This window comes from Nocardioides sediminis (genome assembly GCF_003047295.1).
GTDB lineage: Bacteria > Actinomycetota > Actinomycetes > Propionibacteriales > Nocardioidaceae > Nocardioides > Nocardioides sediminis.
Map to the genome: position 1 here is coordinate 759,412 of NZ_PZYZ01000002.1, position 13,794 is coordinate 773,205.

A 13,794-nucleotide genomic window follows, 5' to 3' on the forward strand; every position below is an offset into this window, starting at 1 on the left:
GACCTGCCGGCATCAGCCGGGCTCGTGGCGCAGCCACACCGTCGCCAGCGGCGGCACGACGATGTCGGCGTACGCCGGGTGGTGGCCGTGTCCGCCCTCGACCGCCTCGACCGCGCCCAGGTTGCCGACGCCGGAGCCGGTGTAGGCCGACGCGTCGGTGTTGAGCACCTCGTTCCAGCGCCCGGTGGCCGTGAGAGGGAGCCGGTAGCCCTCGTGCGGCAGGGCGGCGAAGTTGGCGACGCACACCACGTCGGGCTCGCCGGGGGAGCGGCGCACGAACGAGAAGACGTTGCGGTTGGCGTCGTTGGCGTCGAGCCACTCGAAGCCCTCGGGAGAGTTGTCGCGTCCCCACAGGGCGCCCGAGGCGACGTACGCCGCGTTCATGTCGCGCACCATGGCGTGCACGCCGGAGTGCTCGGGGTGGTCGAGCAGCCACCAGTCGAGCTCGCGGGACTCCGCCCACTCCGACTCCTGGCCGATCTCGGCGCCCATGAAGAGCAGCTGCTTGCCAGGGTGCGCCCACATGAAGGCGAGGTAGGCGCGCAGGTTGGCCAGCTGCTGCCACCGGTCGCCCGGCATCTTGCGCAGCAGCGAGCCCTTGCCGTGCACGACCTCGTCGTGGCTGATGGGCAGGACGTAGTTCTCGGTGAAGGCGTAGACCAGGGAGAACGTCATCTGGCCGTGGTGGTGGCTGCGGTAGATGGGGTCCTTGGAGACGTAGCCCAGCGAGTCGTGCATCCACCCCATGTTCCACTTGAAGCCGAAGCCCAGGCCCCCCTCGGACGTCGGTCCGGTCACGCCCGGCCAGGCGGTCGACTCCTCGGCGATCGTCACCACGCCGGGGACGCGCTTGTAGACGGTGGCGTTCATCTCCTGGAGGAACTGCACGGCCTCGAGGTTCTCCCGGCCGCCGTGCTTGTTGGGGCTCCACTCGCCGTGCTCGCGGCCGTAGTCGAGGTAGAGCATGGAGGCCACGCCGTCCACGCGCAGCCCGTCGGCGTGGAACTCCTCGAGCCAGTAGAGCGCGTTGGCGTAGAGGAAGTTGCGCACCTCGTGGCGACCGAAGTTGAAGATGTGGGAGCCCCACTCCTTGTGCCAGCCGCGCTGCGGGTTGGGGTCCTCGTAGAGCGGGGTGCCGTCGAAGCGCGCCAGCGCCCACTCGTCGGTGGCGAAGTGGCCCGGCACCCAGTCCAGGATGACGCCGATGCCGGCCTGGTGGAGCCGGTCGATGAGCCGCTTGAGCCCGTCGGGGTCGCCGAAGCGCGCGTCGGGCGCGAAGTACGACGTCACGTGGTAGCCCCACGAGCCGCCGAACGGGTGCTGCATCACCGGCATCATCTCGACGTGGGTGAAGCCGAGGTCCTGGAGGTAGGGCACCAGCGCGTCGGCGATGTCGTCCCAGGAGTAGAGGTCGCCGCCGTAGTGGCGCCGCCACGAGGCGAGGTGCATCTCGTAGATCGCCATCGGCTCGTCGACCGGCTGCTTGGTGACCCGGTCCTGCATCCAGGCCGCGTCGCCCCACTCGTGGTCCGAGGCCCACACGATCGAGGCCGAGCTGGGCGGCTTCTCGGCGTAGAAGGCCATCGGGTCGGCCCGGTCGGTCCAGGCGCCGTCGGCCCCGCGCAGGCGGTACTTGTACTGGGACCCGACGCCCGCCTCGGGCACCAGGACGTGCCAGACGCCGGAGTCGCCGACGCGGGCCATCGGGTGCCGGGACCCGTCCCAGCCGGCCCACTCGCCGGCGACCTGCACCTCCAACGCGTTGGGTGCCCACACCCGGAACGTGGTGCCGTCCGGACCGGGGTGCGCCCCCAGGACCGTCCACAGCTGCTCGTGGCGGCCCTCGCCGATCAGGTGGACGTCGAGCTCGCCGGGGAGGCTCGGGTCGGGGGCGGCCCCGCCGGCGGCGGGGGTGCTGGATGTGGTCATGACTGCTCCGTCCTGGCCAGTGCGTCGAGCGGGATGCCCACCCACGTCGGCCGGTTGCGGGCCTCGTAGACCGCCTCGTAGACGGTCTTGTCGGCCACGTACGCCGCGAGCAGGGTCTGCTCGTCGGCCGTCAGGTCGCGCCCGGCGTAGGCCGCCAGGAACGCGGTGGAGTTGCGGGTGGACCACTCGGTGGCCCGGTAGGCCAGCTGTTCCTCGCTGCCGCTGGTGGGGTCGGCGGCGAAGCCGGTCATCATCACCACGCGTGGCGCGTAGTCGAAGGACCGGAGCATCCCGGCGACGTCGCGCCACGGGGAGTCGGGGAGCATCCGCTCCGCGAGCGGCTTGGCCGGCTCGCCCTCGAAGTCGACGATCTTCCAGCCCCTGACCGTCCGCAGGGTCTGCCCGAGGTGCAGGTCGCCGTGCACCTGCTGGACGGTGATCTCCCCGAGCGCGGCCAGCGCGTCGTACGTCGCCCGCAGGGAGGCCTCGTGCGCGGCGAGCCCCGGCACGACCTGCAGCGCCTCGGTCAGCCGGCGGTGCATGGCGTCGGCGAGCTCGGCGACCTCGGCCGACGAGCGGGTGGAGACGGGGAAGTGCTCGGCCAGGGTCGCGTGCGTCTCGGCCAGCGCCGTCCCGAGCCGGGACGCCTCGCCGGCGAAGTCGCCGCCGACCTCCTCGGCGTGCAGGTCGGCCTCGGCGAAGAGGTTGCGCACGCTGGACAGGGCGAGCTCCCAGCCGTCGGAGGCGGTGCGCAGGAACTGCTGCAGCATCGCCAGCTGGATCGTGGTGTCGGCCTCCTCGTCGACGACGTCGAGCCAGCCGTAGAGCGCGGCGACGTGGTCGGAGCCGGCGCGGGTCAGCACCTCGTGGATCGAGATGTCCGGGTTGACCCCCGGGGTGACCTTGCGGAAGACCTTCATCAGCGAGTCCTCGCCGAAGGCGACCGAGGAGTTGGACTGCTCGCCGCTGAAGAGCGTGGAGTGCGCGTCGAGGTCGAGCTCGTGGCCGGCCACGCGGTGGAAGGCCAGGCGGTCGCGGGTGACGCGGCCGTCGGTGACGTCGGCGAACGCGCGCAGCCAGAGCGCCATCGACTGCCGGTCGTGGACCGCGTCGTAGACGAAGGCGTGCCCGAAGGCCTCGTCGTCCCAGTCGCCGACCGACGCGTGCTCGAGCCGTTCCTGGTGCTCGGCGTAGTAGGCCAGGGGAAGCTGGTAGAGCTCGGTCTCACCTTCCGTCCCGTCTGGGTTCGTGTACGTCAGCTCGGCCAGCTCGATGGTCACGTGCAGGCCGGGCGGCGGGTTCGGGAGCTCGCCGACGCGGCGTACGCCGGTCAGCGCCCACTCCCGGCCCTTGCCGCCGAACCAGCGGGCCTCGGCGATGAAGTCTCGCAGGGTGTCGGTCACGCGCCCTCCTCGATGAGCCGCATCCAGTAGAAGCCGTAGCCGCCCAGGGTCAGGAGGTAGGGCAGCTCGCCGATGCGCGGGAACGGCACGCCGCCGAGCAGCTCGATCGGCACCATCCCCTCCCAGTGGCGCAGGTCGAGCTCGACCGGCTGCGGGAAGCGGGACAGGTTGTTGATGCAGAGGATGACGTCGCGGTTGCCGTCCTCGTCGACGTGCTCGCGCACGTAGGACAGCACGCAGGGGTTGGAGCCGCCGAGGTCGTGGAAGTCCCCGAGGCCGAACGCCGGGTGGCGGCGACGCGCGTGGACGAGCCGCCGGGTCCAGTGCAGCAGCGAGGAGGAGTTCTCCAGCTGGGCCTCGACGTTGACCGACTGGTAGCCGTAGACCGGGTCCTGGATGGCCGGCAGGTGCAGCCGTCCGGGGGTCGCGGCGGAGAAGCCGGCGTTGCGGTCGGGTGTCCACTGCATCGGCGTGCGGACGCCGTCGCGGTCACCGAGCCAGATGTTGTCGCCCATCCCGATCTCGTCGCCGTAGTAGAGCACCGGGGAGCCCGGGAGCGACAGGAGCAGGGCGGTGAACAGCTCCATCCGGTTGATGTCGTTGTCCAGCAGCGGGGCCAGCCGGCGGCGGATGCCGATGTTGGCCTTCATGCGGGGGTCCTTGGCGTACTCCTCCCACATGTAGTCGCGGTCCTCGTCGCTGACCATCTCGAGCGTGAGCTCGTCGTGGTTGCGCAGGAAGATGCCCCACTGGCAGTTGTCCGGGATCTTCGGGGTCTGCTCGAGGATCTCCGAGATCGGGAAGCGCGACTCGCGCCGCACGGCCATGAAGATGCGCGGCATCACCGGGAAGTGGAAGGCCATGTGGCACTCGTCGCCACCCACGGCCGGGTCGCCGAAGTACTCCACGACGTCTGCCGGCCACTGGTTGGCCTCGCAGAGCAGGACCCGGCCGGGGTAGTTGTCGTCGACGAACTTGCGGCACTTCTTGAGGAAGTCGTGGGTCTCGGGGAGGTTCTCCCCGTTGGTGCCGGGACGCTCGTAGAGGTAGGGGACGGCGTCGAGCCGGAACCCGTCGAGGCCCATGTCGAGCCAGAACGCCATCGCCTCGAGCATCGCGTCGTGGACGCGGGGGTTGTCGAAGTTGAGGTCGGGCTGGTGATGGAAGAACCGGTGCCAGAAGTACTGCTGGCGCACCGGGTCCCACGTCCAGTTGGACGGCTCGGTGTCGACGAAGATGACGCGCGCGTCCTCGTAGAGCTCGTCGGTGTCCGACCAGACGTAGAAGTCGCCGTACGGTCCCTCCGGGTCCTCACGGCTCGCCTGGAACCACGGGTGGGCGTCACTCGTGTGGTTCATGACGAAGTCGATGATCACCCGGATGTCGCGCTTGTGGCACTCGTCGAGGAACTCGTGGAAGTCCTCGACGGTCCCGCACTCGGGGAGGATGTTGGTGTAGTCCGAGACGTCGTAGCCGCCGTCGCGCAGCGGCGAGGAGAAGAACGGCGGGACCCACAGGCAGTCGACGCCGAGCCACTGGAGGTAGTCGAGCTTCTCGATCAGGCCCTTGAAGTCGCCGACCCCGTCGCCGTTGGAGTCGCGGAAGGACCGGACCATGACCTCGTAGAAGACGGCCGTCTTGAACCAGTCGGGTGTGGCCGCGGTGGTCGAGGTGTCCTCGAACTCCTCGTTGCCGCTGTGGGGGTGGGGCTGCGCTCCGGTGGGGGGGACGGGGATCGCGGTCAACGGGGCCTCCTGACGGAGATGATGTGGGCGGGCTCGTGGCCGGGGTCGAGGCGGACGTAGCTGTGCTGGCTCCAGCTCCAGTCCTCGCCGGTGATCTCGTCGTGCGCCACGAACGAGTCGTGCCAGTCCATGCCGAGGGCCGGCATGTCGAGGTGCACCATCGTCTCGCGGGTGCCGTGCGGGTCGAGGTTGACCACGACGAGCACGACGTCGTCGCCGTGCCTCTTGGAGTAGACGAGCACGTGGTCGTCGTCGCTGTGGTGGACCGTGAGGTTGCGCAGCAGCTGGAGGGCGGGGTGGTGCCGCCGGATCTCGTTGAGCCGGGTGAGGTACGGCGCGAGGGTGCGGCCCTCCGCGTCCGCGCGGTCCCAGTCGCGGATGCGGATCTGGTACTTCTCGGAGTCGAGGTACTCCTCGCTGCCCGGCTTGACCGCCACGTGCTCGTAGAGCTCGTAGCCCGCGTAGACCCCCCAGCTCGGCGACCCGGTGGCCGCGATCGCCGCGCGCACCTTGAACGCCGCCGGCCCGCCGTACTGCAGGTAGGCGTGCAGGATGTCGGGGGTGTTGACGAAGAAGTTGGGTCGCATGAGGTGGTCGGACTCGGTGGCCACCTCGGTGAGGTAGTCCTCGAGCTCGCGCTTGCCGGTGCGCCACGTGAAGTAGGTGTAGCTCTGGTGGTAGCCGACCGCGCCGAGGCCGTGCATCATCGCCGGCCGGGTGAAGGCCTCGGAGAGGAAGATGACGTCGGGGTCGGTGCGCCGCACCTCCTTGAGCAGCCACTCCCAGAACGCCAGCGGCTTGGTGTGCGGGTTGTCGACGCGGAAGATGCGCACGCCGTGGGACATCCACAGGCGCACGATGCGCAGCACCTCGCGGCAGATGCCGGTCGGGTCGTTGTCGAAGTTGACCGGGTAGATGTCCTGGTACTTCTTCGGCGGGTTCTCCGCGTAGGCGATCGACCCGTCGGCACGGGTGGTGAAGAACTGCGGGTGGCTGGTCACCCACGGGTGGTCGGGCGCGGCCTGCAGCGCGAGGTCGAGCGCGACCTCGAGGCCCAGCTCGCCGGCCCGTGCGACGAACGCGTCGAAGTCGTCGAAGTCGCCCAGGTCCGGGTGGATGGCGTCGTGGCCGCCGTCCTTGCTGCCGATCGCCCACGGCGAGCCGGTGTCCTCGGGGCCCGGCGTGAGGGTGTTGTTGGGGCCCTTGCGGTTGACCTCGCCGATCGGGTGGATCGGCGGCAGGTAGATCACGTCGAAGCCCATCGCCGCGACGGCGTCGAGCCGCTTCGCCGCGGTGCGGAAGGTGCCGCTCGTGACCCGGCCGGTCCTCTCGTCCTTCGTCGCGCCCTCGGAGCGGGGGAAGAACTCGTACCAGCTGCCGTAGAGCGCGCGGGTGCGGTCGGCGTACACCGGGTAGGGGCCCTCGGTGGAGACGAGCTCCCGCAGGGGGTGGTCGCGCAGCACGGACCACAGCTCGGGGCTCTGCATGGCCGCGAGACGCGCCTGGACCGGCCGGTCGGTGTCGGCGGCGGCCTGGGCCGCGCCCCTGACGATCGAGGACTCGTGGCCGTCGAGGTCGCCGGCGGCGATCACGCGCTCGAGCAGCAGCCGGCCCTCGGTGAACATCAGCTCGACGTCGACGCCGGCGGGGATCTTGATCCCGGCGTCGTGCTCCCAGGTGGCGAGGGGGTCGGACCACGCCACGACCTCGAACGTCCAGGCGCCCTCGCTGTCCGGGGTGACCCAGGCGTCGTACCGGTCGGGCACCTCGCCGTGCTTGACCATCCGCACCGGCGCCCGGCGAGCGCCGGTCGGGTCGGTCAGCACGACCTCGGCGCTGAGCTGGTCGTGCCCCTCGCGGAAGACCGAGGCGCGGACGGGCAGCGGCTCGCCGACGGTGGCCTTGGCCGACTGACGGCCGAGGTCGACGACGGGGGAGACGTCCATGACAGGGATTCGTCCAACCATGCGCCCACACTTGCGAAACGCGGGGACTCACGCAAGCCGCCGGACGGGCGGGTGACGCGCGTCCCACCCCTGGGGTCGGGCGGGACGCGCCACCACGTGCCGGTGCTCAGCGTCGTACGACGATCCGCACCACGTCCGAGCGCGACGGCGCGAGGGCCCGTCGGTCGGCCGGCCGGAAGGCCACCCGCAGACGGTGGGTGCCCGGGGCCAGCCGGCGGGCGACCCGCATCCGCAGGACCGTGCGGTCGGCCCGCGCCGTGGCCAGCCGGCGGCCGTCGAGGACGACCACCCACCGGCCGAGTCGGTCCGGGCGCGGGCCGTCCACGACGAGGCGGGCCCGCAGGCGGGGTGCCGCGTTGGCCGGCGTCTGCACCGCGCGGCGGACCCGGAGCCGCACCGACGTGGCCGTCCGGCCGGCGGCGCTCGCGGTCCCGGTCGCAGCCCCGGTCGCGGTCCCGGTCGTCGTCCCGGCGTCCGTCGAGCCGGTCGCGCCGCTGGTGTCCGGGCTGCCCGTGTCGCCCGTGTCGCCCGTGTCGCCCGTGTCGCCCGTGTCGCCCGTGCCGGCGTCCGCTCCGCCGAAGACCTGCAGCTCGGCGGCGTGGACGATGGTGCCGCGGTCCGAGGCGGTCTTGCAGTCGGTGTCGTTGAGCGGGTCGGCGTCCTGCTCCCCGGCGTACAGCTCCTGGCCCGTGCACTGGTTGTGCAGGGCGACGAGCCGCACGGCGGCCGCCTCGGTGTCCGGGACGTCGAAGGAGCGCAGGGTCAGGTCGGGCGCCACCGGCCGCGGGAGGCCCGACGGGAACGCGTCGGCCGGGGAGGTGTAGAACCGCGACCAGGAGGCGTCCGCCGAGGCGCAGTCGGCCGTGCACGCCTCGAGGGCGAACTGGCGCAGCGCGGTGAAGCGCGAGCCCGAGTCCGGGTCCTCCTGGGCCAGGGGGAGCGCGTTCGGGTCGGCCGGTGCCGGGGTGAGCATGGCGCTCACCTGCACCCGGCGGACCGTCTGCACGTCGCCGGCCAGGTCCACGGCGACCGAGGGGGTGGTCTCGTCGACGTTGCCCTCGGTGACGCCGCCCCAGTTGGTCGCCTCGGTCCCGTCGATGAGGTGCTCGGCGTTGAGCGACCCCTCGGTGGCGCCGAGGACGCTCGCGCCGGCGGCGGCACTGGCGAGGTTGGGCTCGTCGGCGACGGTGACCGTGCGGGCGTCCGTGCCCTCGACGGTCATGGTGAAGCGGGTGAAGCCGCGGTCCGAGGAGACGGCCACCATCTCGTAGGTGCCCGGTGTGAACGACGCAGTCGCGCCCACGGGCGAGCTGCCGACGGTGTCGGCGACCGGCGTGGCGCGGGCCTCGTAGTCGCCCACGTAGATCTGTGACGGGCTGCCGGTGGCGAAGGTGACCTCGGCGTTGCCGGAGACGGGCGAGGCGAAGCTGGGGACCGGCTCGTGGTCGTCGGGGCCGCTCACCGACGCACCACCGCCCATGCCGCGACGCGCGAAGGCCTGCCAGAGCAGGTCGCGGTGGGCGCCGCCGAACCGCATCCGGTCGGCCGCGATCATCGCGTCCCGGGCGTCGAGCATCGAGGTGGCACCCTGCTGGAGCAGGAAGGAGTCGAACATCAGCTGGACCCAGCGGCGGTTGCCCGGGCACAGCTCGACCGGGTGGGGCGTCCGCTCCGCCGTGGCCTGCGCGCACCGCAGCTGCAGGGCGGCGTCGTCGGCGGGGAACTGCGCGTCGTACTCCTCGACGAGCGCCTGGCGGACCTCCCACATCGTGCCGTTCCAGATCTCGCCGTCGGCGTGCACCTCGGGTCCGGTGGAGTCGAAGCCGTAGTCGGAGAAGTTGAGCGGGTTGTCGTCGATGGCGTAGTCGCGGATCGCGGTCTCGGTGTTGCCGGTCGCGTAGGCGCCGACGGCCCACACGTTGCCGCCGTTGCTGTAGCCGTGGCTGAACTGGTACTCCCCGGCGACCAGGTCGCCCCACGACTCACCCATCGCGCCGCCCTGCTCGGAGGTCAGGCCGTCGTCGGGGCCGCCGACCATGCGGTTGGTGATGGCGTGGGTGTACTCGTGGCCGACGATCCCCATGTCGAGGCCGCCGTCGGTGCACGGCGCGTAGAAGGCGCCGGCGATCGGCTGGAAGAGGTACTGGTTGGTGATGCCGGGCGTGCCGTCCTGCAGCGTGATCTGGTTGGCGTTGTCCCGGCCGAGGTACGACGGGTTGCCGCCGGTGAGCGCGCCCGCCTGGGCGTTGCCGACCTCGGGGTCGCCGCCGACGCCGCCCCGACCGCCGTTCTCGACCTGCATGTTGTAGTTCTTCTCGGTGAAGCCGAGGTAGTAGCTGTAGTCGTGCATGCGGTTGTGGGCGGCGAAGAGGTTGCCCACGGATGCGTCGATGTCGTTCCCGCCGGGGACGAGCTGGGCGGGATCGCACCTGCTGTTGTTCCAGGCGTCCGTGAACTCCGCGGTGTACTCGCGCGTCGGCGAGACCGGCGCCTGGAGGAGGCCGCCGGGCGTCAGCGGGCTCGCCCACGCCTCGCGGGTGGACGCGTTGTTGCCGAGGGTGGTCGACGTGGGCAGGGAGCCGCCGCCGAGGGTGTCCCACGGACCGGGGGCCGCGATGTTGGCCAGGGAGAGGTCGCAGCCCTCCTCGAGGTTCCAGCAGCCGACCACGGAGTTCGACGGCATCTCGCCGGGGCCGTCGAGCGTCGGGTTGGCGGTGAAGTAGCGCCAGCGCGGGTTGGTCTGGAGCGTGTCGGCGGACGGGGCGGCCTGGTCGCTGGCCAGCACCGTGAGGGCGTACTGGCCGAGCACCACCGACGCCTCGTCGAACGGGCAGACCTCGATGCCGTAGGTGCCCGCGAGGATGCTGTCCGCGGAGTACGACGCCACCTCGGGGCTGGTGAGCAGGTCCTGGGACAGCAGGACCTCGCCGCCCGGGCCGTAGAGGTCGAAGGTCACGTCGTCGGCCGGCAGGGCCAGGGCAGCGACGTTGATCGACCGGGTCAGGTCGTCGGTGAGCTCGAAGGTGTGCCGCGGTCCGCAGCCCGCGGCGGTGATCGCGCCCTGGAACGTCTGGGCGTCGTTCATGTTGTCGACCTGGTTGCGGCGCACCAGCACGTCGCCGGAGATCGCGTCGACCAGGACGGTGTGGGCCAGGGCGGCGCCGCCGGCGACGTCGACGACGTTGGCCTCGAAGACCGGCCGCACGGTGGTCGCGTCGACGGCCAGGGCGCGGAGCCGGACCTGCTGCTCCTGCGCCAGACCCGGTACGTCGAGCCGGGTCCAGGCGCCGAGGGACGCTGCCTCCTCGACCACGTCCACGACGCCCGCGTCGACGGGACGGCCGACGTCGGCGGCCGCGGCCAGCCAGCCCTCGACCGGAGTGAGGGTCGCCGAGGGGGGAGCGGAGGCGGCGCGGGTCAGCGACGAGGACGCGTAGGCGACCTGTCCGTCGGCGACGCCGACGGTGACCATGCCGCCGGTGGCCGGCACCAGCGCGCCGTACCGCTGGCGGAACAGGACGGCGCGGGCGTCGCTGCCGGCGAGCTCCTGGGCCGCGACCAGGTCGAGGTCGGCGACCTCGGCCGCCGTCAGGCCGAACACCGCGGCGTGCTCCGCCAGCCACGCGCGGGCACCGTCGGCCGGGCTGCCGGGGGCGTCGCCGAGGGAGCCGTCGGCGGGGAGGACCGAGGCGGGGGAGCCGAGGTCGTTCCAGCGCAGCGTGACCGGGCCGAGGCCCTCCGCCGCCGCGCGCTGCGAGGCCAGGGGGGCGACGGCGGCACGCGTGTCGACGTCGACGAGGCCGTGGACCGGGTCGCCGAGGGTGCGCACGTCGTCGGCGGAGGCGCGGGAGCCGGCGGACGCGCCGGGCCGGCTGCCGGGCTGGGCCTCGGCGGCGATGGTGCCGAGGGCGGTGAGGGAGGAGGCCGAGAGGAGGCCGGCGACCGCGACGGTGACGCGGCGCGCGAGGGGGGTGCGGGTCATGCGCCCTCAACGGCGCAGGTCGGGGCCGGGTTACGGCTGGACTGGTCCACCACCGTCGACGACGCGGCCCACCCCGACTGTTGGATCGATCAAAGGAAATGCCCTACCGTCGGTCCGTGCGAGCGATCCGACGATTCACCGTCCGTCCTGTCCTGCCCGAGCCGCTGGCCGGTCTGGCCACCCTTGCCGGCAACCTGCGCTGGTCGTGGCACCCGGAGACCCAGGACGTCTTCCGGGCCATCGACGAGCGGCTGTGGGCCGACGTCCACCACGACCCGGTGCGGCTCCTCGGCGCCGTGGGCCGCGAGCGCCTCGACGAGCTGGCCGGCGACCACGCCTTCCTCGAGCAGCTGCGGGTCGCGACCGAGTCGCTCGACCAGTACCTGACCGGCGAGCGCTGGTACGCCCGCAAGGCCGGGCCGGACGCGCCCCGCTCGATCGCCTACTTCTCGCCCGAGTACGGCATCACGGCGGTGCTGCCGCAGTACTCCGGTGGCCTCGGCATCCTGGCCGGCGACCACCTCAAGGCGTCCTCCGACCTCGGCATCCCGGTGGTCGGCGTGGGCCTGTTCTACCGCCACGGCTACTTCAAGCAGTCGCTCTCCCGCGAGGGCTGGCAGCAGGAGACCTATCCGGTCCTCGACCCCGACGAGCTGCCGCTGACCCTGCTCCGCGAGGCCGACGGCTCGCGGGCGACGGTCTCGATCGACCTGCCCAACGGCCAGCCGCTGCTGGCCCGGATCTTCGTCGCCCACGTCGGGCGCGTGCCGCTGCTGCTCCTCGACTCCGACATCGAGGAGAACCCGCAGCACTACCGCGACGTCACCGACCGGCTCTACGGCGGCAACTCCGAGCACCGGCTGCGCCAGGAGCTGCTCCTCGGCGTCGGCGGCGTGCGCGCGCTCCGCGTCTACTCCCGCATCACCGGCGCCCCCGCGCCCGAGGTGTTCCACACCAACGAGGGCCACGCCGGCTTCCTCGGCATCGAGCGCATCCGCGAGCTCACGGTGGGCGAGGGTGGCCCGGCGCTCGACTTCGACACCGCGCTCGAGGTGTCCCGCGCCGGCACGGTGTTCACCACGCACACCCCGGTCCCCGCGGGCATCGACCGCTTCCCGCGCGAGCTGGTCCACCAGTACTTCGGCGGCGAGGCGTCCCCGACCCCGGGCGTGCCGGCCGACCGCGTGCTGGCCCTCGGTGCCGAGGACTACGACGGCGGCGACGCCGCCGTGTTCAACATGGCCGTCATGGGCTTCCGGCTCGCCCAGCGCGCCAACGGCGTCTCCCAGCTCCACGGCCACGTCTCGCGCGGCATGTTCAACGGCCTCTGGCCCGCCTTCGACGAGGCCGAGGTGCCGATCGGCTCGGTCACCAACGGCGTCCACGGGCCGACCTGGATCGCGCGGGAGGTCTTCGAGCTCGCCGCCGAGCTCGGCGCCGACGTCGACTCCGACGACACCGACGGGCTGTGGCCGCTGGTGGACAAGATCGACGGCCGACGCCTCTGGGACCTCAAGCGCACCTTGCGCGGCCGCCTCGTCGACGACGCCCGCGCGCGGCTGGCCAGGTCGTCGGCCAAGCGCGGCTTCGCGCCCGCCGAGCTCGGCTGGATCGAGACGGCGCTGGACCCCGACGTCCTGACGATCGGCTTCGCGCGCCGCGTGCCGTCGTACAAGCGGCTCACGCTCATGCTGCGCGACCCTGCGCGCCTCAAGCGCCTGCTGCTCGATTCCGAGCGGCCGGTGCAGCTGGTCATCGCGGGCAAGTCGCACCCGGCCGACGACGGCGGCAAGAAGCTCATCCAGGAGATGGTGCGCTTCGCCGACGACCCCGAGGTCCGGCACCGCATCGTGTTCCTGCCCAACTACGACATCGCGATGGCGCAGCCGCTCTACCCCGGCTGCGACGTGTGGCTCAACAACCCGCTGCGCCCCTACGAGGCCTGCGGCACGTCGGGCATGAAGGCCGCGCTCAACGGCGGCCTCAACCTCTCCATCCTCGACGGCTGGTGGGACGAGTGGTACGACGGCAACAACGGCTGGGCGATCCCGTCCGCCGACGGCGTGGACGACGCCGACCGGCGTGACGACCTCGAGGCCACCGCGCTCTACGACCTGATCGAGAACGAGGTCGCCCCGCGCTTCTACGACGTCGACGAGCAGGGCGTCCCGACCCGCTGGCTGGAGATGGTGCGCCACACGCTCAAGTCGCTCGGGCCCAAGGTGCTGGCGACCCGCCAGGTGCGTGACTACGTGCGCGAGCTCTACGCCCCGGCCGCGCACACCTCGCGGGAGCTCAACTCCGACTACACCGGCGCGCGGGAGCTCGCGCAGTGGAAGCAGCACGTCCGCGGCGCCTGGGACTCGGTGCGCGTCGAGCACGTCGAGTCCGAGGGCGTCGGCGACGCGGCCGAGGTCGGCGCCACGCTGGCCGTCCACGCCTACGTCGCGCTCGGCGACCTGACCGCGGACGACGTCGAGGTCCAGGTCGTGCACGGTCGCCCCGGCGCTGACGACGACCTGCTCGACCAGCGGACCGCCACCATGCACGTGGTCGAGTCCTACGAGGGCAACCGGCACCGCTTCGACGCCGACGTGCCGCTTGACCGCTCGGGCCCGTTCGGCTATACGGTGCGGGCCGTGCCGCGCAACCGGTCGCTCGCCTCGGTCGCCGAGCTCGGGCTGGTGTCCACGCCGGCCTGATCCTCGCTCGTCGCGCTCACCCACCGTCCGTTCCTCGGGCGGTGGGTGAGCCACATCTGCGGCACC

The 13,794-nt window shown here is 72.1% G+C and carries 6 protein-coding genes; 1 reads left to right on the top strand and 5 read right to left on the bottom strand.

Going from position 1 to position 13,794, the window contains the following annotated elements; translation table 11 throughout:
* Positions 1-12: 12 nt before the first annotated feature.
* From glgB to DAI17_RS08410, 5 genes are all read right to left on the bottom strand, one after another.
* Positions 13-1,929: a 1,4-alpha-glucan branching protein GlgB gene (gene glgB / locus DAI17_RS08390; protein ID WP_107772406.1), complete on the bottom strand. Its 1,917-nt coding sequence runs from the start codon at positions 1,927-1,929 to the stop codon at positions 13-15.
* Positions 1,926-3,332: a maltokinase N-terminal cap-like domain-containing protein gene (locus DAI17_RS08395; RefSeq protein ID WP_107772407.1), complete on the bottom strand. Its 1,407-nt coding sequence runs from the start codon at positions 3,330-3,332 to the stop codon at positions 1,926-1,928. The genes glgB and DAI17_RS08395 overlap by 4 nt, the downstream gene beginning before the upstream one ends.
* Entirely contained in the window at positions 3,329-5,068 is a 1,740-nt protein-coding gene (gene treS, locus DAI17_RS08400; RefSeq protein ID WP_407669706.1) for a maltose alpha-D-glucosyltransferase, read from the bottom strand. The genes DAI17_RS08395 and treS overlap by 4 nt, the downstream gene beginning before the upstream one ends.
* Positions 5,069-5,073: 5 nt before the next feature.
* On the bottom strand, positions 5,074-7,044 hold the full coding sequence (locus DAI17_RS08405; RefSeq protein WP_107772409.1) for an alpha-1,4-glucan--maltose-1-phosphate maltosyltransferase: 1,971 nt from the start codon (positions 7,042-7,044) through the stop codon (positions 5,074-5,076).
* Between the two features lie 106 nt (positions 7,045-7,150).
* Entirely contained in the window at positions 7,151-11,026 is a 3,876-nt protein-coding gene (locus DAI17_RS08410) for a M36 family metallopeptidase (protein ID WP_199905000.1), read from the bottom strand.
* Between the two features lie 116 nt (positions 11,027-11,142).
* Here DAI17_RS08410 and glgP point away from each other — a divergent pair, with 116 nt between their 5' ends.
* The gene (gene glgP, locus DAI17_RS08415; protein WP_107772574.1) at positions 11,143-13,728 is read left to right on the top strand and encodes an alpha-glucan family phosphorylase; all 2,586 of its coding nucleotides are present in this window, start codon (positions 11,143-11,145) and stop codon (positions 13,726-13,728) included.
* Positions 13,729-13,794: the final 66 nt, after the last annotated feature.

Coding starts and splice junctions, on each gene's coding strand:
- glgB (WP_107772406.1), bottom strand. CDS start 1,929: ATGACCACATCCAGCACCCCCGCCGCCGGCGGGGCCGCCCCCGACCCG.
- DAI17_RS08405 (WP_107772409.1), bottom strand. CDS start 7,044: ATGGTTGGACGAATCCCTGTCATGGACGTCTCCCCCGTCGTCGACCTC.
- DAI17_RS08410 (WP_199905000.1), bottom strand. CDS start 11,026: ATGACCCGCACCCCCCTCGCGCGCCGCGTCACCGTCGCGGTCGCCGGC.